We start from the raw sequence: 22,949 nt of genomic DNA on the forward strand, positions 1-22,949 counted from the left end.
GCAGTTAATTTTTACTAAAAATCAGCCGTAAATACAAAGGTATTGAAATAATACTTACCAAAATAGCTGCCATGAGCATCCACGATAACTGCATCTTTTCAGGTTCTTGGTATTTATAAATAAAGTGAGATTTTACTTCGTCAAATTCGTTTTGCTGTATACCATATAAGTCCGCAATTAAGCGCCACTTTGCTATCGACATATGTCCTAAACTGGTGGTGGGTGGGGTTATATAACTTTTTAGTACTTCAGCCTCAAAAGCGAGCTGATAAAAGCTTTTACCCGGTGCATAGTTTTGCTGGGTGACTGCAATGGCTTCATCCATGTTCATCATTGCATAACGCCATCCTTTTAGGCTCGCTTGGTAGAATTTTTCGACCGTTTGAGGATTTTTCTTAAGCATGTTTTCGCTGGTAAATAAAATGTCGCTATATACGTCCATACCATAACGCTGTGGGCAAACAAGTCGATGAGCAACGCCTTGTTGAGTCATATAATAAGGCTCTGTAGTAACATACACTTGCATAGCATCTAGCTTGTTTTCAATCCAAGCCTGGCCTGGATTTTCGCCATCGTAAACTTTGAGTTTATCGACATCAACGCCACTGCGTTTAAGCATAATAAGTAGTTCGGTGCCATCATTTTTGCTTACCGCAGTGATACGTTTATTAACAAAGTCACGTGGATGAAAAATATCAGACGTGTCTTTAACCATCCAGCAGTAAGGTGAAAATTGCAATAAGGCAGCCATAGCAACAAGAGGTTGGCCATTTATACGTTGCTGTAAAATACCAGAATGCCCTACTCCAAATTGTGCTTCGCCACTGGCGACAGGAGCAAAGGTATCAGGTTTCATTGGATTAGCTTGTTTAATGGTTACATCAAGGCCCGCTTCATTATAAAAGCCTTTTTGCTTTGCCATATAGTAGCCAGCAAACTGAAACTGATGTGTCCATTTTAGCTGTAATGTGACTGATTCTTGCGCCGCGATATGGCTACAAAAAAAGCACAATCCAATGATTAATCCTTTAAATAGCAACTAGGTGTCCTCAAAAAGTATGACGATTACCTGTAACTATATGTAAAACGTGTAATAAAGCAAGCACCCTAGTTAGGTGCCTGCCTTTAAAGAAGGGCTATACTGAGGCGAGTTTTTCGGCTTTTTCTGCTTGGGGCTTTGATGTTAAGAATTGGCTAAAGCACGGATTTTGTGTTTCATCTTGTACACTGTAACCTAAACGGTTTAAGTGCTCGTTAAACATCTCATACTGACTCGGCTCAATAGCAAAACCTGCCAGTACATTCCCCATCGAACCACCGTGATTACGATAATGAAATAAGGTAATGTTCCAATTACTACCTAAAGTATCTAAAAAGCGTGCAAGCGCACCTGGATACTCCGGAAATTCAAAGCGAAGTAAGCGCTCATGTAATTGCTCGGGTGCTTTTCCGCCAACCATATAGCGCACATGTAATTTAGCGAGTTCGTTATCCGACAGATCGCAAAATTGGTAATCATTATTTGTTAAGTCTTGCTTTAGCTCATTAAGCTCTTGCTCGCCTTGGCGCAGGGCAATACCTACAAATATTTGTGCTTCACCAGGTCCTGCATAACGATAGTTAAACTCAGTAATAGCACGGCCACCTAAAGAAGCACAAAACTGTTTAAAGCTGCCTTTTTCTTCTTTAATAGTAACCGCTAATAACGCTTCGTTTTTTTCACCCAGCGCAGTGCGCTCTGCAACATAACGCAGGCGATCAAAGTTTAAATTAGCACCGGATAAAACAGCCGCTAAATGTAACCCTTTTAAACCAGACTGCTGGCTCCACTTTTTAAGCCCTGCCGTTGCAAGTGCACCTGAAGGCTCTGCTATTGCACGGGTAGATACAAAAATATCCTGCATGGCAGCACATATTTCGTCGCTGGTGACGGTTATAACTTCATCACAAAACTTTTGCGCTAAGCGAAATGTTTCAGTGCCAATAATTTTAACCGCTACGCCATCAGCAAAACTACCAACGCGCTCAAGCTCTACCGGTTTACCTGCTTTAAGTGCCGCTTGTAAACATGCACTTTCGTCGGCTTCTACACCAATTACTTTTATATCTGGACGCAGCGATTTGATATAAACCGCCATCCCAGCAAGTAAACCGCCGCCGCCAACAGGAATAAACACCGCATCAAGCTCGTTTAATTGCTGCATGAGCTCACGTGCTACAGTACCTTGACCAACAATGACGTCTGGGTCATCAAATGGTGGAACAAATATACCGTTTCGTTGCTCTGTAAGCTCAAGCGCATGTGCTTTTGCGGCATCAAAATGATGCCCATGTAGCACAACTTCACCGCCAAGCGCACGTACCGCACTTACTTTTATTTCAGGCGTTGTTACTGGCATTACAATTGTGGCTTGATGCCCTAAGTGAGAAGCACTTAGTGCAACCCCTTGAGCATGATTACCCGCTGAAGCAGTGATAACCACTGAGCCTTTAGGTAATTTATTTAATTTGTTATACGCACCGCGTAACTTAAATGAATACACGGGCTGTTGGTCTTCACGCTTTAACCAAACATGGTTACCTAATTTAGCACCAAGCTCAGCCATTTCGCTGACCTCGGTAACTTTAGCCAAAGGCTCCATGTTTGCTTGAATAATAGCGCGAAAATAATCGAGCTCTTGAGAGACCATAATTAACTAAGCGCCTCCAATTTAGCTAAGTCACGCACTGCGCCTTTATCAGCACTTGTTGCAAGTAATGCATAGGCTTTTAAGGCAGACGATACATAGCGCTCACGATCAACTGGTTTGTACGCCAGTTTTCCGCGTGCTAATTGTTTTTGTTTACGTGCTTCAAGCTCTTCATCACTTAACGCTAACGTAATTTCACGGGTTGCGATATCAATAATGATTTTGTCGCCATTTTCAACATAAGCAATTGCACCACCACTTGCCGCCTCTGGTGATACATGACCAATTGATAAACCCGAAGTACCACCCGAAAAGCGACCATCAGTAATAAGTGCACATTTTTCAGCTAGGCCTTTTGATTTCAAGTAGCTAGTTGGATATAGCATTTCTTGCATACCTGGGCCGCCTCTAGGGCCTTCGTAACGAATAACCACGATATCGCCGGCTTTTACTTCATCGTTTAAAATACCTTCTACAGAATCATCTTGTGATTCGTACACGACTGCAGTACCTTCAAAATGTAGCATTTCATCAACAACGCCAGCGCTTTTAACAATACAGCCATCAACTGCTAAATTCCCCGAAAGTACAGCTAAGCCACCATCTTGACGAAAAGCATGTTCGACACTTCGGATACACCCATTAACACGGTCATTATCGCCCTCGTCCCAACGACACTCTTGGCTCATTGCTTTAGTAGTACGAATGCCCGCAGGGCCAGCACGGTAAAATTTGCGCGCTGCTTCGTTAGTAGGATCTGTTGCATCCCATTTTTTAACGAGCTCAGCCATAGTTGACCCAGCAACATGATTAACTGACATATCAACTAAGCCTGCTTTGCCAAGTTCACGTACGATTGCCATCATGCCGCCTGCGCGGTGCACATCTTCAATGTGATATTCAGGTGTCGCTGGTGCAACTTTACATAAAAATGGTGTTTTACGAGAGAGCGCATCAATGTGCGACATATCAAAATCAACGCCCGCTTCTTGCGCTGCAGCAAGTAAATGCAATACCGTATTTGACGAGCCACCCATTGCAATATCAACAACCATTGCATTCATAAAGGCTGTTTTGTTAGCAATAGCACGTGGCAATACATCTTGATTATCTTTTTGATAATACTCACGACATAAATCAACAATACGAGCCCCCGCTTCAACATAAAGTTGTTTACGGTCTTTATGAGTCGCAAGCGTCGTGCCGTTACCTGGCAATGCTAAACCAATCGCTTCTAGCAAACAGTTCATTGAGTTTGCAGTAAACATGCCTGAACACGAGCCACATGTTGGACACGCAGAGCGCTCTACTTGCTCTGAATCTGCATCACTTACCGATTCATCAGCGCCTTTAACCATGGCATCTACTAAATCAAGTTTAATATCGATGTTAGCAAGCTTAGTTTTACCTGCTTCCATTGGACCGCCTGATACAAATATTACCGGAATATTTAAGCGTAGTGCTGCAAGCATCATTCCTGGAGTAATTTTGTCGCAGTTTGAAATACAAATCATCGCATCAGCACAATGACCATTTACCATATACTCAACTGAGTCAGCAATTAAGTCGCGCGAAGGCAGCGAATAAAGCATGCCGCCGTGACCCATTGCAATACCATCATCAATCGCAATAGTATTAAATTCTTTAGGGACGCCACCGGCTTGTGTAATGGTTTCAGCCATAAGTTCACTTAACTGATTAAGGTGAACATGCCCTGGTACAAATTGTGTAAACGAGTTAACTACGGCAATAATCGGCTTACCAAAATCGGTGTCGGTCATACCTGTTGCGCGCCATAATGCACGAGCGCCTGCGCGTTTACGCCCTTCAGTTGTTGTTGCACTTCTTAATTTAGCCATAGTTACCTCAGTTTTTGCCGCAAAATAAGCGGGCATTCCTCATTCTAAAATTGGTGAGTAACCGAGTGATTCAGTTACTCGTAAATTGTTTTTCAGTTCGTAATTACACAGCCTGTTGTTGCTGTAAATTTTGTAAAGTGACTTCTTTGACATCCACCAGCTTATTTAACTGGCTGGTTAAAAGGTGAATTGGTTTATCACTATCTACCGTCATGTCTACATTATAAAAACCATCGTCCATATTGAGCTGAAAATGCGTAAGGTCAAAACCACGATGACGCACCACTCGTAAAAAGCGCTCTACCGCTATACTTTGGCTTTTTAATGCAATAGTTAGGCTATGTTTCATTTTGCTTTCTCCGTCATCATTTCGTCGTTAGCAGCCCCAGGTGGTACAAGTGGCCAAACATTTTCTTTATCATCAATACAGGCATGTACTATGTACGGACCTTTACTGTTAACTAATGCAGTTATCGCATCATCAACTTGGTTAGCGTGAGTAATTGTTTGCCCTGGGATACCAAATACAGCAGCTAATTGCACAAAGTCTGGGTTATCCGACAGGTTAGTTTCAGAATAACGCCCTTCAAAAAATAGTTCTTGCCATTGGCGAACCATCCCTAAACGCTGGTTGTCTAAAATTAATATTTTTACAGGTAAATTGTTACGACGAATAGTGGCCAGCTCTTGAATATTCATCATTATAGAACCATCGCCCGATACAGTGATAACAAAGTCATCAGGGCGTGCTACTTGTGCACCAATAGCCGCAGGTAGACCAAAGCCCATTGTCCCTGCACCACCACTGCTTAAATGATTACTCGGATGAGTAAACTTCATGTGTTGTGCTACCCACATTTGGTGCTGACCTACATCGCAGCACACAACCCCTGTTTTTGGCATGCGTTGGCTTAGTTGGTTTAATAAGTACGGTGCAAAAACCTTCTCACCTGGGTAGTCGTAACGCCACGCATGCTTAATATTCATTTCTTTATTTGTGTCACACCAAGCTTTAGGTGTTACAAAGCACTCAAGTGCGGGTAACGACGTTTTTAAATCGGCAATTAATGAAGCTTTAGCAGGTTTTCGCTTACCAACTTCAGCAGCATCTATATCTAAATGGATTACTTTAGCTTTAGCTGCAAATTTAGCTAAGTTGCCTGTTACGCGGTCATCAAAGCGTGCCCCGATACATACAAGTACATCACACTCTTGCACTGCGATATTAGCAGCTTGACCACCATGCATACCCAACATACCTAAGTAATGTTCGTAATCTGGTAATACACTGCCTAGCGCTTTAAGTGTTGATACAGCTGGCATCTGAGTTTTATTTAAAAATTGCATTAGCTCATCTTGCGCATCAGCGGCTTGTACACCACCACCTACATACGCTACAGGCTGTTTAGCCTCACTCAACAATTGATTAGCAATAGCAACTTGCTTTAAATCTAACTCTGGTAAGTATTCATCAGCTGCTAGCCAAGGTTTAAAAGGGACTTGAGCCATTTGAATATCTTTTGGGATATCGACAAGTACAGGACCTGGGCGGCCGCTTTGCGCTAAATGAATTGCTTCTTGTAATATCTCTGCTAAGTCTTCAGCTCGTTCTACCATGTAGCTGTGCTTAGTACACGAAAGCGACATACCTAGTACATCTATTTCTTGAAACGCATCTGAACCAATCGCTGCAGTAGGCACTTGGCCGGTGATCGCCAATAATGGTACTGAGTCCATCATCGCATCAGCAAGAGCGGTTATTAAATTAGTTGCACCTGGGCCCGATGTTGCAAAACATACGCCTAATTTACGTGTGCTACGAGCATAACCAACAGCTGCAAACCCTGCACCTTGCTCATGACGAGTAAGGTAGTGTTTGACTGGCGCGCCATACAGCGCATCGTAAATTGGCATAATAGCTCCGCCTGGGTAGCCAAATACTTCATTTACGCCGTGTTTGGCCAATAAGTCGATTGTTAGTTCTGCGCCTGTCATTAATAAACCCTCATTCCTCAGTGACAACCCAATTACAAATTTTACCCTTAAAACTAAAAAGCCCTCCGAACGGTTAAGTGCGGAGGGCTTTTTTAATGCTTAAGTTTTTAAAGCACTACGAAGCCCTCGCGGGAATAATCACCACGATAATAATCAGGACTAGGTTAAGTGCGTTTGTAAGCATGTAATTAATACCAAATTTTGTTCAATTATCGCGAAGGTTATTCCTTCGCTCTCTTTTTATATTAGTACCGCGCTAGGCCCTTTAAGTCAACACCAAAGTTAATCTAACAAAAAGACTAAAAGGCAATTTATCAGGTTTTAAAATTCATTATACAAGCTGCTAGTGGTTTTTTTATGCTCTAATTTTAATCTCAGAAATTCACTATTCTTATATCCCTTATTTAAGGTTTGATTAATTTTTGAGAATATTTTTATAAATAAAATTATTTATCTCCTTCAGGTAATGCGTAGGTTCTCTTAAGCGACTCTTAAGTGTTGTTGCATAGCATGGCGTTGTTATTTTAAACGAGCCTAAATATGAACATAACTAGCCAAACACCAGCACAAAAAAAGCCAAATCGTAGTAAGCGGTTTTACATTCACTGTAGTGCAAATGCCTTTGTAGTGATGATTGCCTGTTATTACTGTTTAGTTATAAACATTCCTTTTATTCAAGGTTCGTTTAGCGCCATCACCTCCCTTGCATCTTTTTCATGGCTATTTTTACTTTCAGTGCCACTGCTTTTGTTATGCCTTTTAATTATTTTCTTTTCAATAGTGTCGGTTAGGTGGTTACTAAAACCAATTAACTACCTTTTACTGATAATTTCGAGTGCAGTACTTTACGGCTCATTAAATTACGGCGTCGTGTTTGACTATTCAATGATTCAAAACACGTTCGAAACAGACTCAAGTGAAGCTCTGAGCTATTTAAACCCTCAGCTCATAGCCTTTTTACTGTTGTTTTGTGCGCTACCTGTTTTTATATTAAGCAAAGTAAAAATACACTTTACCCGTCCTCACCAAGAAGCGATTAGTCGTATAAAACTTATTGTAGCGTGCTGCTCACTAATTGCTTTAGTGGTCGTAAACTTTTACGCCGACTACGCAGCCACTGGCCGCAATAACCGCATTTTGAAAAAAGAACTCATCCCATTTCAGTATCTCTCTAGCGGTTATAAATATATGCGCGATCAGCTGCTGTATACCAATATGGAGTTTAAAGATATAGATGCAACACCTACCTTAATTGCGCCTAACACCACCAGCGTAACAGTTATGGTTGTTGGCGAAACCGCACGAGCAGAAAACTTTTCTTATCAAGGTTATAAGCGCAACACCAATCCTTATACACAAAAGTATAATGTGACGTATTTTAATAATGTGGCGTCTTGTGGCACCGCTACTGCAGTGTCTGTGCCGTGTATGTTTTCACTGCAAACACAAGATAACTTTGATCGATTAGCAGCCGACAACCAACAAAACCTGATTGATTTAGCACAACAAGCTGGCAGCGACGTACTGTGGGTTGATAACAACAGCGGCTGTAAAAACGTATGTACCCGTGTTGTTAACATTGATATCCCAACCACCCCATCAGCGCTTTGCGATGGAAAATATTGTTTTGATGAAGCACTGCTTGCTCCACTTAAGCGCAAACTCGCTAATTTGAGCCAAGCTAACACCGTTATCGTCCTACATATGATGGGCTCACACGGGCCAACTTACTTTAAACGCTACCCAGATAAGTTTAAGCAATTTACGCCTACGTGCGATAGAAGCGACATTCAAAACTGCTCACTCGATGAATTAGTTAATACCTACGACAACACAATTGCGTACAGCGACTTTGTTAACGCCCAGGTAATTAAGCAATTAAAAGCGCTGCCAAACAATATAGATAAGCAGTTTTTATATGTCTCTGATCATGGTGAATCACTTGGCGAAGCCGGGGCTTATTTACATGGTTTTCCGTATAGCTTTGCACCTAGCACACAAACGCACGTTCCTCTTTATATGTGGGCTGATGAGCATAACCAGCGCATTACTAATACCTGTTTAGCTAATTTAGACACCCGCGCTGCGCGCTCACACAACAATATTTTTCACACCCTTTTAAATTTAATTGGCATTAAAAGCAAAACCTATCAGGCATCGCTCGATTTACTTGCTAGCTGCCAAACAACACCAAGCGAAATAAAACTATGAGTAATAAAACCGTTATAAAACGCCAAGGCTTAATGCGCCTTATTTTTACCTTAAGCCATTCTTTTAACGGCTTAAAATGGATGAGTCGATTTGAAGCGGCGTTCCAACAAGAGCTAGCACTGTTTTCGTTACTCGGTGTGTTTGTGTGGCTACAAGAAATTGCACTAAGGGATAAATTACTGCTTATAGCCAGCCTGCTTTTTGTATTGTTTGCTGAGCTGGTAAATACGGCAGTTGAGGTTGTAGTTGATAGAATTGGCAGTGAATACCATGAGCTTTCGGGGCTAGCTAAAGATATTGCCTCTGCAAGCGTGTTTATAGCTATGCTAATTGCCGCTCTTATTTGGTGGGCTGTGTTATGGGCATAAAGCTAACTTTTATACCTAAAATACAAAATGCACTTGGCCCTGTATGGATTTTTGTTGTATTTACTGTTTTGGCACTTAGCTTTTTAACACTTGCTCGCTTTGGATTAAGTGTATGGCAAGGGGAGCGTGTATTTGGATCGCATGCGTGGTTGTCTATATTTATAGGTGGTTTAAGAGTTGATATAGCCACTCTAAGCTACATTATTATGCCCGCATTACTACTTACTTTACTGATGCAAAGCGTAGGTTGGCAAAATAAAGTACGCGGCCTCATTAAAATTTATTTAGTGGGAATGTCTGCTTTACTTGTTTTTTTTGAAGTGATTACGCCTACGTTTATAAACGAGTACGATTTACGCCCAAACCGCTTATTTATAGAATATTTAATTTATCCTAAAGAAGTCTCAAAAATGATTTTTTCAGGCTATAAGTTAGAAGTATTTATTGCTGTTATAGCACTTATTTTAAGCTGTAAATTTGCAAGTAAAATGTTTAGCAATCAATGGCAAAGCAAGTCATCACTAACAGGCTTAAACCAATCAATTTTAGCGCTTGTTTTAGTATGCTTAACTATTTTTGGCGCCCGCAACTCATTAGGACACAGACCACTTAACCCCGCCATGGTCTCGTTTTCTACCGATCATTTACTTAACGACTTAACCCTTAACTCACTTTATAGCGTCGCGTTTGCAGTTAAGCAACTTTCTAATGAGCAATCGAGCCAAGACTATTACGGTAAAATGCCCACCGATGAATTACTTAGTATTGTGCGCAGTAACATGCAAAATACGCAAGGCACATTTAGTGATGTAACCGCCCCTACAAAAACGTTTCATGGCGCAAGTAATACAGGTAAACCCAAAAATTTAGTCATTATTTTACAAGAAAGTTTAGGTGCTCGTTATGTAGGCACGCTTGGCGGTTTACCGCTTACACCTAATATAGACGCCCTTTATAAACAAGGCTGGGGGTTTGATAATTTATACGCCACGGGCACACGTTCAGTACGTGGAATTGAGGCAGTAATTACAGGATTTACACCAACGCCTTCGCGTGCAGTTGTTAAGCTTGATAAATCACAACGTGACTTTTTTACCATTGCTGACTTTTTAGCGAAGCAAAATTACAACACGCAGTTTATTTATGGTGGCGAAAGCCATTTTGATAACATGCGCAGCTTCTTTTTAGGCAACGGTTTTAAAAGTATCGTAGATACAAATAACTTTAAAAAAATAGACTTTAATGGCTCGTGGGGCGCATCAGACGAAGACTTGTACGACCAAGCCGACATAGAACTTACTAAGCTTAAAAATCAAAACAAACCCTTTTTTAGCCTTATATTTTCAAGCTCTAATCATAGCCCGTATGACTTTCCTGACGATAAAATAACGCTGTACGATAAACAAAAACAAACCCGTAATAATGCTGCCAAGTATGCCGATTACGCACTAGGCACCTTTATCGAAAAAGTTAAAAAATCGAGCTACTGGGATGATACTGTATTTATAGTTATTGCAGATCACGACTCGCGCGTATCGGGTTCAAATTTAGTACCGGTGGATCACTTTAAAATTCCGGCCGTTATTTTTGGAAAAGGTATTACCCATAAACGAGATAGCCAACTAGCCAGCCAGCTCGATATTCCTGTTACTCTACTGTCTTTAATTGGCGCAAGTGGTAAGCACCCAATGATAGGTCATGATTTATCAAAGCCAATTAGCGACAACAAACAACGCGCAATGATGCAATACGACAAAAACTTTGCCTACATGCACGATAATAAAGTGGTGGTGTTACAACCACAAAAACCAGCAACAACCTATACGTATAGCAATAACCAGCTTGTACCATGTGAAAATGATGAGCAACTAGTTAGAAAAGCCCTAGCCCACGCGAACTTGGGTAATTTAGCCTACACAAATGGTTGGTATCATTAACCAAGTGACTTGATAATAAAGCCTTGTTAAAGTAACAAGGCTATTTTTATAAACCGAGTAAACATGAAAATCCTCGTTATTGAAGACTCTGAAGCACTAAGACGCAGCTTGCAAGTTGGCCTTAGCAACCTTGGTTTTACCGTAGATGAAACTGGTGATGGCTCAGAAGGGCTGAGTATGGCACTGAGTGGAAACTACGACCTCCTCGTACTTGATTTAATGCTACCGAGCGTTGATGGCATGAGTATTTTACAAGCACTGCGCAGCAGTAATAGCCAAAGCCGTGTGCTAATTTTATCGGCACGAAGTGAGCCTCAAGATAAAATTAACGGCCTTATGAAAGGCGCTGACGATTATTTAACTAAGCCATTTTCGTTTGAAGAACTCCATGCTCGTGTCCTTGCATTACTTCGTCGTGGTTCACTGCAAAACCAACAAAATACCCTAACCGTAGGTGATTGCGTATTAGATCTCTCCCTTAAAACTCTTCACTACAAGCAACATGCTATTGAGCTCACGCGTAATGAATACAAAATAATAGAATGCTTATTTAACGCCCCAGAGCGAGTATTGGGGCTTGAACTTATAAGTGAAGCGGTGGTAGGTCAGTTTGATATGCTCTCTAAAAATGCGCTTGAAGCACACATCTCAACTATACGTAAAAAAGTAAGACAGTTTGATGGCGAGCTCCCGATAAAAAATAAACGTGGATTTGGTTATGTCGCAACAACAAAATAAAAATCACTCAATAAAACGTAAACTCGTTAATAATATTAGCGCTGTGATCTCAGTTATTTTGTTCACCATATTTTTAACCGTTGATTTAAGTGTTGATACTTGGGTGGAAGATCAGTTCAATCAGTCTTTAACTAATAAAGCTAACTACTTAAAAACCTTAGTTGAAGATGACAACAACGTGGTTGAATTTGATTTTGCTGGTGAGTTTATGTCGGAATATGAAGCAGCCGATGCCACGGAGTTTTACCAATTATGGCATGGCCGTGATGTGTTTGAGCGCTCGGACTCATTAGCGCTTTATGAAAATGCTAACCTGCCTTTTTTAGAAATGCCGATAAACGAATCTAAAATTATAGATTACGAGCTTCCTAACGGGCGTGATGGTCGCGCACTTATAAGTCACTTTGTAGCCCAAAAAGATGATAGAAACCCCACTCACTCTGCTGTTTTTAATACCATGACGCTTGCAATTGCAGCGCCCACCTCTGAGCTTAATAAAGTACTGATTATTATTGATGTGGTCTTTATTTTAACCTGTGTACTTGGTGTGTTTGGTGTGCGCTATTTAGTGACACGTATTGTAAATAAAGGCCTGCACCCTCTACACAATTTAAACGACCAAATTAAGTTACTCGATATTACCGGTGTTGCGCAAACAATAGAAAGCGACTTTAAAGTAGAAGAAATAGAACCTATACGTAACGAGCTAAATAAGTTTATTACCGTTAATCAGCAACTCTATAGTAATGAAAAACGCCTAACAAGCGACATTGCACACGAGCTAAAAACCCCAATAGCTGAACTCATAAGCCTCTCAGAGGTGGCTATTCGCTACCCTGACGATAAACGTATTAGCGACACCTATACAAGTGATGTACTTAGTATTTCACAGCGTATGAAAACGATTGTTAACAACCTCTTATTATTGCAGCGCTCAAGTAGTAGTGCTATGCAATTGAATGCGCAAAATATCACTCTAAATAACTTAGTAAATCAAATTATTGATGAGCTGACCTTTAAGCATCCAAGTATCAAAATGCGTTTAAATAACGAAATAAGTGGCGAACTTACGCTTAATGCTGACGAATTTAGTTTAAATACCATTTTATGTAACTTAATCGATAACGCACTATTTTATGGACTTCCTGAGGCGCCAATTAAATTAACTGCCGTAAATAACAGCACAAACATGACCATCTCTGTTAGTAACAAAGTAAATAAACCACTAAGTGATGAACAGCTCACTGCTATTTTTGACCCGCTCTATCAGCTAGATTCATCTAGAACTAATAATCAGCGCCATGGTTTAGGATTATCAATTGTACAGAGCTTATGTAACTTAAATGGCTTTACTATTACGGCCAGTAATACCGAAAACAATACGTTAACGTTTATATTAACGTTACCTCTGAAGTAAATTTAGGTTAGTATTTACACTACTAATTTTGAGATTTTAAGGACAAACCATGAATGCTCTTACCCGTATTAGCCACTTTTTTATTGTGGCGTTACTTATAACATTTAGCCTTAACAGCTACGCAGCTCCCGCCTTATATAAAATAGAAAAAAATGGCGTCAGTTCTTACCTATTTGGCACTGTACACGTTGGTGATGCCAGCATGAAAGGCTTACCTAAAAATGTAACCGATGCAATTAGTGTAAGCAAAGAAGTGATTGTTGAAGTTGATATAAGCAAACTTACACCACTTGAAATGCAACAGCGCTCAATGCCATTTATGATGCTAAGTGACGGTAAAACACTGCAAACTGAGCTTTCAAAGCAAAATTATACCAAGCTAAAAGATTACTTTGCTAAAAAGTCGATTGATATTGCTATGTTTAATGGCTTAAAGCCTTGGGCTGTTATGGTGACTATGATGCAAATTGAATTTCAAAATGCAGGATATTCAGATAAAACCGGCATAGACAAGCAAGTGCTTAGTTATGCTAAAGAGCATAATATTAAAATTGGCGAGCTTGAAACCCTAGAGCAACAACTACAAATGTTTGATGGTATGGCGCTATTAAGCAATGAAATGATTGAAGAAACCTTTGAGCAACTAGCCGATATTAATACTTACTTTATCAAGTTAGTTAATGCATGGAAAAGCGGTGACATGGACACACTAACCGATTACTACAACATGAGTTTTGATGACAGTAATTACGGTGAAATTAGCGAGCAAGTAATGCTAACTAACCGCAATAATAATTGGGTTAAGCAACTCACACCGCGTTTAGCAAACGAGCAGCTATTTATTGCTGTAGGCGCTCTGCATTTACCTGAAAAACACGGGTTACTTAAACAGCTTCGAGATAAAGGCTTTAGCGTTACTCGTCTTTAAAATAAAAATGGGTTGAGTGAATTCTCGCTCAACCTTTCTCTAAGCTTTTAATGAAAGTCTTCCATTTTTAAGTAATTCTCTATTCCTTTAATTTTGTCTGCCGCATGATGATTTACATAAATCACAGTACTTGTATTGGCAGCACAAATTTTCTCTATTAGTAGCAGTACACGCTGCCTGTTTGCTTCATCTAAGCCTAAGCAAGGTTCATCTAAAATAAGTAACGTTGGATGTTTTACCATAGCCCGCACAATTAATAACATACGCTGATCGCCGTACGATAGCTGGGTGAATGAGGTGCTTTGCTTATCACTTAAACCAATAAATGCCAGCCACTGCTTAGCAATATTAATTTGTGCGTCGCTCGGTTTTTGATATAAACCTATGCTGTCGTAAAATCCTGAAATAACAGTATTTAAAGCCGATATACTTACGCGGTAATCCATATGTAGCGCGTTAGATATAAAACCAATATGCTGTTTTATATCCCAAATACTCTCCCCTGTCCCACGTTTAAAACCGAACACTTCAATGTCATTGTTATAACACTGTGGGTTATCACCTGTTATTAAATTTAATAAGCATGTTTTGCCTGTACCGTTCGCTCCAGTAAGCTGCCAATGCTGATGCTTTTTTATAGTCCAATTGAGATTTTTGAATATGCTTACATTACTGTAACTAACTTTAGCATTACTCAATTTAACTAAGGTATTACCGGTGAATGCCTTTTGCTCTTGTTCGGTATCAGGAGATGGCACATCCAATGAGGTATGTTCTAAATGAAGTAGTTTTAGTAAATCACTCAATTGCTCACTACTTGGCTTTGCCAAAGTATGTAACAAGCAACCTTGGTTTACATAGCCATAGTGAGTAATGAATGAAGGGATTTCGTCTAGGCGGTTTAGTACAAAAACAAAAGTAATAGTTTGGCTAAGTTCTATGAGTATTTTATTGAGCTGCTGGCAAGATTGTACGTCGAGTCCATGAAATGGCTCATCAAGCACGACTAACTCACTATGGGAGCTGAGTGCTTTTATAAGTAGGAGTTTACGAGTTTCACCCGTTGAAAGGTCTCTAAAATGCCTATTTAGTAATGAGCTAAATTTAAATAACTCTATTAGCTGCGCTAATAATTCATCATTATTACTATGCCCTGTAAAAATAAGGTCTTTAACGAGGGTGTGCTTTTCATGCTCTAATTCTTGAGCTAGTAACTGTTTATGTGAATCTGAAGACACGAGCATAAGCTTATTAATACTACTTATACGCTTACCACTTTCACACTTAGCCTCACCGATTAACGCAGCTGTCAGAGCAGATTTACCAGCTCCATTAGCACCTAAAAGTAACCAATGTTCTCCTAGGTTTACTTGCCAATCTAGGTTGCATATATCGTAACGGCTTTTACCTTGCCCTTGTAAGTAACCATTAAATTGCTCAAGCGTAATTGACTGCACTAACTTTTCCTAATAAACCTTAAAACAGCAAGTTAACGCATATTAAAAGAGCTTAGCAAGCTTGTTATCCGCAAAATTAATTTATTTCACTAGGGCGTATTGACCTTTGTGGATTGAAATTTGTTCAATCCAAGGAAGATTAAATCGCGGCGCGAGGTTTGTAACCTAGTGGGCTCGATAACTGCTCCTGCGTTATTCTACTGGCTTACATCCATGTAAGAATAAGTCAAAACCGAGTAAAGCTTCCGCGTCCTGCTCACGCCCCTTACCTACATCCATGTAGGCAACAAAGAGTTAATCGTCCCTAGAAAGAACCCAATGGGCAGTGCATGTTTGGTATTTATGCAGCGTTATCGCCTATTTATGGGGAATAACCACACTACATAGGCTCTGCCTTGCCTAAAAACCAAACATACTGCTGCAAATTCAACTACCAAAGATCAACACGCCCTAACAACGCTAATACTATTTAATGCGTCTTTAATTGCTTGCTGGCTTATTGGCTTATGAATATGGAGGTTAGCTCCGTATTCATAAACTCGCTCTATATCATTTTGTGAGGTATTTGCTGTTATAACAATAATTGGCATTACTTTATTAAGATCGGAACGTATTTTTTTAATAGCCTCAAACCCATCCATTACTGGCATGTTTAGGTCCATAAAAACAATATCGTACTGATTTTCACTCACCATATCACACGCGACTTTACCATTTTCTGCGCAATCATAGCTTAAACCTAATAAGCTAAGTATGCGGGTTAATAACATAGTGTTTAATGGGTTATCTTCAACGACTAAATACGTTAGCTTGTTGTTTACTTTAAGAGGTGTTGGGAGGGCTTTACTTATTGTCACTGGTAAATACAAAGACACCAAAGCACCATGAGTTTTATTATTTGTAAAAGTAATTTCACCATGTAGTGCTTTTACAACGTATTGAACCCGGGTTAGGCCTGTTCTTAACCCTTGAAAGTGATTGGTTTGTTTAAATGAGTCAAATTCAAGACTGGTAATCTTCTTCGAAAAGCCACTGCCAGTGTCACTCACCGTTAAATGAAATTCATCATTTAAAAGCTTAGCTGAAACAGTAATTTCACCTTTTTGTGTAAACTTAATTGCATTACTAATTAATTCTGTAAGTGTGTGTTGCAAACGTTGATGATCCAATTTACATACACAATTTAACGATTCATCTAAAGAGCTAACTAGTTTTAGGCCTTTTTGCTTACACGCATGCTTGTAAGCTATTACTACTTTATTACACGACTCTAGAAGGTTTTCGTCATTTAAATGCGGTACCCATTTACCTGCACTTAAAGCCTGCAAGTCTTGTAATTCATCTAATATGGCTATTAACCTAAGCGCGCAATAGTTAGCTTGGGTTTTAACGCTTTGCTGTTTATCAGAAACCTCTAGCTCCTCAATAGACGTAATAAGTCCCTGCAAAGGTGTTCTAAATTCGTGACTAGCTCTGGCAATAAAATGTTCTTTATTTTGACTTGTTTGATAAACAAAATCTTTTTGTTTTTGTAGCTCTAAAAGCGTGTCTGAAACCTCTTTTTCCATTGGTATAAAAACAAATCTTAACTCAATAAGTAATAATATCATTGCCAATAACCAGCATAGTATCTCTAGGTTGGCGACCCAATTTACTTTTTTAACAGCTTGAGATTCAAATAAGCTCACTGCCTTATCAAGCTTTGTTAATAACGTTTCAACATGCTTTATAGAAAATACTGAGTGGTTTATCTCTCCTTGCTGATACAAAAGCTGCTCTGTTTGTTCTATATAGTCAAATACCGCTTTATCTAACCCAATCGTTTCACCAAAATATAAGTCTACTAACGCTGGATTTAAGTAAATGTATTCGTCATCAGAGTTTTTAGTTAATAATATTTGATGGGACTTTTTAAATGTATTGAGGGACTTTTCAAGTGACTCAGTATGAGCTGGCGAATAATTACTGATGTTAAGCATAGCGTTACTGTGCCAAGCAATTTTCTGTGAGAGCATACGCTGGCTACCAGCGATGTTAATAATTTTTGCATCAAACTTTTGAACAGAAAAACTATGCTGCATTAATAAAGCAGAGCCACTTATTAATAGCGCTATTGCAATTAGTGCCCATCGGTAACGTGTTCTCACGCTTTTAATAATATTGAACATGTATAAACCAGTTTTTTATATAAGTGTAGACTAATTTTTTAAAACGAAGAATCAGTCAAAATAATTAAGCGAATTATTAATACCCAATAAAAAAGCCCAGCATCAAGCTGGGCCATAGTAGTAAAATTATATTAGCGATTCTCTAATCGATTATAATCGAACATTCCATATTCTATCCCACGATACTTTTTAGCTGTATCGTGCAATATATCGCTGTATTGCCAAAACTGTGGATGAGTACGTCGAATACCAAACTTAGATTTCAAAGCACCATAATCGGCTTCTATTTGCATCATAGGCAATTGCTCGGCAAAAGCATTTACTTGCTGCTCGTTATTTAAATACCAAATAGCTGCTGGGTAATCACCGATAAAGCCAGGAACAATCGTTGCGGTATCTTCATCATAAGCACGTTGACCATCTTCGTTTAGTAAACTAGAAATATTGTAGTGCGCATTATGATGAATAATAGTGTAGCCCTTATGACTATTATCTTTTTGCTTTACAAGTACAAAAGAAAGCTGAGGTAACAAGTTTACCGCTTTTGCTGGCATATTACTTACTACATTTAACGGCTTTGGTACTTCAGTGTAGTTGTATCTTTCACTTAAAACTGGCGCTAAGGCTTCTTTCATCAAAGTATATAGCTCATGCTGTGGATCATCAGTTTTATAGTTAATACCACTTGGCTGACTAAATTCTCGGTTATTTTTAAAGAACTTAGATAAGTCAGGTGGTGAATTACGATACCACTGCTTTTTGATTTGATTACGCTTAGCCTCAGGTAACAATGCTAAAAAGTTTTGCTCTCCCTCTAAACGTAAAAAATCCATATATAGGCGTGTCACTAATTGGTGGCCTATATTTCCGTACACATCAAAGCCTGCTACAAGCAAATAGTGAATACGCTCAAACAAAGCATAATCTAATATCCAGGTGGTTTTAGGCTCTTGACCAATAAAACCTTTAACTACAGTTGCACTATCAAAATGGCGGAAAATAGTTAGTGCCGCATTTTTATTATGCCCATCACCTTTCCATAGTAAGTCTGTTGTAAGGTGCTCACCACCTTTGAACATTTTGTTAGCAAGCTCAACTTTCGCCTGTAAATACTTTTTCTCGCGAACTGAATATTTAACCCAGCTAGAAATGGGTAAGGCATTACTCTCCTCAGCAGCAGGAAGTTCTAATGCCTCTTCATGTTGCATTAGCATTTCCCCTACAGCCGGAGTCGCTACTTTATTAGGATCAGCAAATGCCACCCAAAAATGATCGTTTATAACATTTAAAGCAATCTGACCACGACAAACAGGCCCTTTTATAAAGCCCATAATAATTAACTCTGCCTCATCAAGCATAAATTGATACTTAGAATTAATTGGAATAACTTCAAAAGTTTTAAAAGGGTTAGATGCTGCCTTAGGCTCATAACTAGGCATTTTCGTAACAGTATAATCTGGCGCAATAAACTGCTCATATAAACGCAGTAATTTAGCTTCATTAAGCTCAAGTGGTAAATGTGTTTTAGAAAGTATGGTTGTACGTTCTTGCATAAAACGATAATAAACACGGCTAACTTTAGGGTCATCGTATGGGCGGCGCGTGTTAATTAACTTTATTTCCTCACCAGGAGGCGTACTTGAGCGAACTAGTTTGAAAAAGCTTTGTGGGTTTTCTGAAGTAAAATAAATATGTGCTAAAAACCAATGCTCATAAATATACCGTGCTGATAACTGATACTTTAAGCTATCTTGATTTAAAAATGCTTCCCAGCCCGCTATTTTATTCTGATCATATTTACTTGGTGGCTGAATATGTGACATTTTACCACCACCTTTAAGCCAGTTCTGTAAGTGATTAAACTCTTCACGCGAAACACCAGGTAAACCATAAGGCATGCCGCCATGAGGTTGATCACTTGCCAATCGATCAAACTCACCCATTGTTGCGCAGGTTTGCGAACGTGCTAACGAAAAGTCAAACTCATCATCTAGCACTTCATTTACTGGCAATTCATGGCTTTGCTTTAGCACCAGGCTATTAAATAACACACTGCCCGCTAAGTTAGCTTCTTCACTTTGCACGCGCTCATTTAGCACTGGCGTAAAGTTTTTCTCTCGCCATTGCTGAGTATTAGTTGCATCAAATAATAAACGGCTTGGGGTCGTTGCCAATAAACGAGTTCCATCGTAAACAAGCTCTTTACTCAAACCTCGGTCAATACCTTCAGGGGATGAGAGCTTAAGCTGGCAAGGTGCGTCGTAACAACCATGACAAACTACGCAGCGGGTATCGAGTACTGGTTTTACATTTTGTAAAAAATCAGCACCAGCACCTGTTGTATGAGGCACCATTCTCTCTTGTGTTTGTTCAGGTCCAAAAAGATCATCGTAGTGAGCATTTCCCAAATATGCACAACCGCTTAAAATAATGAGTACTATCGTACTTATTAGTATTTTTCTCATTCGTCGTCCTCATCACCTAAATCAAAGGTGGGCATCATATCCATTTGAGGAGAAACGAATGTATTCTGACCTTTAGTATTCAAAACAATACTTAAAAGAGGGCCATGCGTTAATGTTATCTGCGCATCGTGCTCTTGATCTAATATAGCTAAGTACAGAGGATTAGTTATAAGCAACTCATAACCGCTAACAGTAATAGCGACACTGCTATCTTCACTTGGGTTCTGGCAAATTTGAGCAAGTAACTCATCATCAAGTCCAATTGATATTTCAAAATCAGGCTGCTCTAAGTCTCTATTACTTAATGATTCATCTAATAGAAATAAAGGGAGGGTTAAATTACTATCTTGTTCAAATTCCATTGCGTTCTCTGCACTTTCTGACGATTTAATTGACGAGTATTATATCAAACTAGCGAGCAAATTAACGCTAAAGCTAATTTAACTGTGTTTAAACGTCATCCATAACAGATTCGATCACCGAAAATACAGCACCTTGAGGGTCGCATATAACACTAAAACGACCAACATCGGGGATATCTGTTGCAGGAACACATACTTGTCCACCTAAGCTAGCGGCTTTACTAACAATTACATCGCAACTCTCTACTGCAAAATAAATCATCCAATGAGCAGGGGTATCATCAGGCCATTCACTTGTCATTTCAAGCATACCGGCAATTGGTTGTCCATCGACTAAAAATAAAATGTAGTCCATCCCTTCCATAGGCTTTATTTCGCTTTCCCAGCCTAGTAAAGCACAGTAAAAGTCTCGACTTACTTTACTATCTCTTGTTGCTAACTCATGCCAATAAGGCGTATTTAATTCACCTAAGTGCTTACAACCTTTATGCTCATTCCCCTGCCATAGTGCAACAGTTGCGCCTACTGGATCTTTTAGCATAAGCATGCGACCTGCATTCATAACATCATGAGGGCCGGCAAGAACTTCAGCACCCAGTTCTTTTGCTTTTAGCGCACAATCATCAACATTATCGACGGCAATGTAAGCCAACCAGTGACTTGGGATCCCTGCACTAATTTGCTCTTTAGGCATTTCGTACATTGCAGCGATATCATCACCTTGCTTTTGTAGCATGGTGTAGTATATGTTCTCTCCAATAGGTTGATCGTCATACCCCCAATCAAATAATGATGTATAAAAAGCCTTACCGTCTTTCCAATTGTGTGTACAAAGCTCTGACCAACAAAAAATACCATGCGGATGGTTTTCAACTTTACTCATGAGTAAGCCCTTATTATTCTAATTTTACCTAAACGAACTCTGTCACATTTTATAAACGAGATAATGGAACAGACTATAAATTGAGATTAGAGCAATAACTAAGCAGAGTCGATAAAAGAAGGGCAAAAATTCGTTATTCAGTTGTTTCATATTTGAGGTTTTTAACGCAGTCAGGGTCAGATTTAACCTCTCAAATGGATTAAATATTATTGCTGATTGATAGAAATGATTTACTAGGAAGTCCTTCGCTCTAGAGGAATCCCTAAATTACTTTTCTGCAGACGTAAAAAAGCCCGACTATTTCTAGTCGGGCTCTCTACAATTTGAAGCCTGGTACTGTCGTAGTGCCCACAGCGGTGGAGAGTCACATAGCAAATGCTACACTATCGTTGGCCGGGGCTCGCCCTCGAGCTGTTTGGTTTCACTACTTAGTTCGGCATGGGCTCTTGGCTATTTACTAAATCCCAGATAGCAAAAAACCCGTCACATTGCTGTAACGGGTCTCTACAATTTGAAGCCTGGTAATGTCCTACTTTCACATAGCAAATGCTACACTATCATCGGCGCTGTTTCGTTTCACTACTGAGTTCGGCATGGAATCAGGTGGGTCCAAAACGCTATTGTCACCAAGCAAATTAGGTGCAAAGAATCAATGACAAGCACGTAGTGCTATCATTTTCTTTGCGCAAGGTGCCTCAATGTTAACGCTACGCGCTAAGAGTCACCTCTTGAATTTGGAAAATATCTGATAATATTTTTTAAGTCTTTCTAAGTAATGTCTACTTTAGTTATATTAACTTCTGTCTAAACTGTCGCATAAAACGCGTTTGGCGTTGTATGGTTAAGCCTCACGGGTAATTAGTACAAGTTAGCTTAATGGCTCACACCACTTCCACATCTTGCCTATCAACGTTGTAGTCTTCAACGGCCCTTCAGAGACTTTAAAAGTCTAGTGAGAACTCATCTCGAGGCCTGCTTCGCGCTTAGATGCTTTCAGCGCTTATCAGTTCCGAACGTAGCTACCGGGCAATGCCATTGGCATGACAACCCGAACACCAGCGGTTCGTTCACTCCGGTCCTCTCGTACTAGGAGCAACCCCTCTCAATTCTCAAACGCCCACGGCAGATAGGGACCGAACTGTCTCACGACGTTCTAAACCCAGCTCGCGTACCACTTTAAATGGCGAACAGCCATACCCTTGGGACCGACTTCAGCCCCAGGATGTGATGAGCCGACATCGAGGTGCCAAACACCGCCGTCGATATGAACTCTTGGGCGGTATCAGCCTGTTATCCCCGGAGTACCTTTTATCCGTTGAGCGATGGCCCTTCCATTCAGAACCACCGGATCACTATGACCTACTTTCGTACCTGCTCGACGTGTCTGTCTCGCAGTTAAGCTGGCTTCTACCATTACACTAACCGTACGATGTCCGACCGTACTTAGCCAACCTTCGTGCTCCTCCGTTAC

Annotated in this window: 16 protein-coding genes and 2 rRNA genes; 6 read left to right on the forward strand and 12 right to left on the reverse strand. The window is 39.9% G+C overall.

Annotated features, from left to right (window positions below):
• Positions 1-4: 4 nt before the first annotated feature.
• The 5 genes from QT16_RS03940 to ilvG form a co-directional block, all read right to left on the reverse strand.
• The gene (locus QT16_RS03940) at positions 5-1,039 is read right to left on the reverse strand and encodes an ABC transporter substrate-binding protein (protein WP_052201200.1); all 1,035 of its coding nucleotides are present in this window, start codon (positions 1,037-1,039) and stop codon (positions 5-7) included.
• A gap of 97 nt (positions 1,040-1,136) precedes the next feature.
• Positions 1,137-2,690, reverse strand: coding sequence for a threonine ammonia-lyase, biosynthetic (gene ilvA / locus QT16_RS03945; RefSeq protein ID WP_039485942.1), 1,554 nt, complete (start codon positions 2,688-2,690; stop codon positions 1,137-1,139).
• 2 nt (positions 2,691-2,692) lie between these two features.
• Positions 2,693-4,549: a dihydroxy-acid dehydratase gene (ilvD, locus tag QT16_RS03950; protein WP_024596945.1), complete on the reverse strand. Its 1,857-nt coding sequence runs from the start codon at positions 4,547-4,549 to the stop codon at positions 2,693-2,695.
• 103 nt (positions 4,550-4,652) lie between these two features.
• Positions 4,653-4,898: an acetolactate synthase 2 small subunit gene (ilvM, locus tag QT16_RS03955; RefSeq protein WP_002959893.1), complete on the reverse strand. Its 246-nt coding sequence runs from the start codon at positions 4,896-4,898 to the stop codon at positions 4,653-4,655.
• Positions 4,895-6,544 carry an acetolactate synthase 2 catalytic subunit gene (gene ilvG / locus QT16_RS03960; protein WP_002959891.1) on the reverse strand — a complete coding sequence of 550 codons (1,650 nt, stop codon included), beginning with the start codon at positions 6,542-6,544 and terminating at the stop codon, positions 4,895-4,897. The genes ilvM and ilvG overlap by 4 nt, the downstream gene beginning before the upstream one ends.
• 540 nt (positions 6,545-7,084) lie before the next feature.
• Here ilvG and QT16_RS03965 point away from each other — a divergent pair.
• The 6 genes from QT16_RS03965 (at position 7,085) to QT16_RS03990 (ending at position 14,143) form a co-directional block, all read left to right on the forward strand.
• A complete protein-coding gene (locus tag QT16_RS03965; protein ID WP_039485945.1) occupies positions 7,085-8,755 on the forward strand; it encodes a phosphoethanolamine transferase in 1,671 nt (556 codons plus the stop codon).
• Positions 8,752-9,123, forward strand: a complete 372-nt coding sequence (locus QT16_RS03970) for a diacylglycerol kinase (protein WP_007582120.1) — start codon at positions 8,752-8,754, stop codon at positions 9,121-9,123. Before QT16_RS03965 ends, QT16_RS03970 begins: the two co-directional genes overlap by 4 nt.
• Positions 9,114-11,060, forward strand: a complete 1,947-nt coding sequence (locus tag QT16_RS03975) for an LTA synthase family protein (RefSeq protein ID WP_039485948.1) — start codon at positions 9,114-9,116, stop codon at positions 11,058-11,060. Before QT16_RS03970 ends, QT16_RS03975 begins: the two co-directional genes overlap by 10 nt.
• A 63-nt stretch (positions 11,061-11,123) precedes the next feature.
• Entirely contained in the window at positions 11,124-11,798 is a 675-nt protein-coding gene (locus QT16_RS03980; protein WP_007377292.1) for a response regulator transcription factor, read from the forward strand.
• Positions 11,779-13,215 carry a sensor histidine kinase gene (locus QT16_RS03985; protein WP_007377293.1) on the forward strand — a complete coding sequence of 479 codons (1,437 nt, stop codon included), beginning with the start codon at positions 11,779-11,781 and terminating at the stop codon, positions 13,213-13,215. Before QT16_RS03980 ends, QT16_RS03985 begins: the two co-directional genes overlap by 20 nt.
• 49 nt (positions 13,216-13,264) lie before the next feature.
• Positions 13,265-14,143: a TraB/GumN family protein gene (locus QT16_RS03990; protein ID WP_039485951.1), complete on the forward strand. Its 879-nt coding sequence runs from the start codon at positions 13,265-13,267 to the stop codon at positions 14,141-14,143.
• Positions 14,144-14,190: 47 nt separating this feature from the next.
• On the opposite strand, the gene QT16_RS03995 is transcribed toward QT16_RS03990, so the two are convergent.
• The 7 genes from QT16_RS03995 to QT16_RS04025 all read right to left on the reverse strand — a co-directional run.
• Positions 14,191-15,600, reverse strand: a complete 1,410-nt coding sequence (locus tag QT16_RS03995; RefSeq protein WP_039485953.1) for an ATP-binding cassette domain-containing protein — start codon at positions 15,598-15,600, stop codon at positions 14,191-14,193.
• A 440-nt stretch (positions 15,601-16,040) separates the two neighbouring features.
• Positions 16,041-17,768 (reverse strand): response regulator, encoded by a 1,728-nt coding sequence (locus QT16_RS04000; protein ID WP_039485956.1) that lies wholly within the window; start codon positions 17,766-17,768, stop codon positions 16,041-16,043.
• A 131-nt stretch (positions 17,769-17,899) separates the two neighbouring features.
• Complete coding sequence (locus QT16_RS04005; protein ID WP_039485959.1) at positions 17,900-20,233, reverse strand: fatty acid cis/trans isomerase; 2,334 nt, start codon at positions 20,231-20,233, stop codon at positions 17,900-17,902.
• Entirely contained in the window at positions 20,230-20,595 is a 366-nt protein-coding gene (locus QT16_RS04010; protein WP_039485962.1) for a hypothetical protein, read from the reverse strand. Before QT16_RS04010 ends, QT16_RS04005 begins: the two co-directional genes overlap by 4 nt.
• 88 nt (positions 20,596-20,683) lie before the next feature.
• Positions 20,684-21,478, reverse strand: a complete 795-nt coding sequence (locus tag QT16_RS04015) for a VOC family protein (protein WP_039485965.1) — start codon at positions 21,476-21,478, stop codon at positions 20,684-20,686.
• A 516-nt stretch (positions 21,479-21,994) separates the two neighbouring features.
• Positions 21,995-22,109: ribosomal RNA gene (gene rrf / locus QT16_RS04020) — 5S ribosomal RNA — on the reverse strand.
• Positions 22,110-22,315: 206 nt separating this feature from the next.
• A 23S ribosomal RNA gene (locus QT16_RS04025) occupies positions 22,316-22,949 on the reverse strand; the annotation flags it as partial.

The sequence above is a fragment of the Pseudoalteromonas distincta genome, assembly GCF_000814675.1.
GTDB lineage: Bacteria > Pseudomonadota > Gammaproteobacteria > Enterobacterales > Alteromonadaceae > Pseudoalteromonas > Pseudoalteromonas distincta.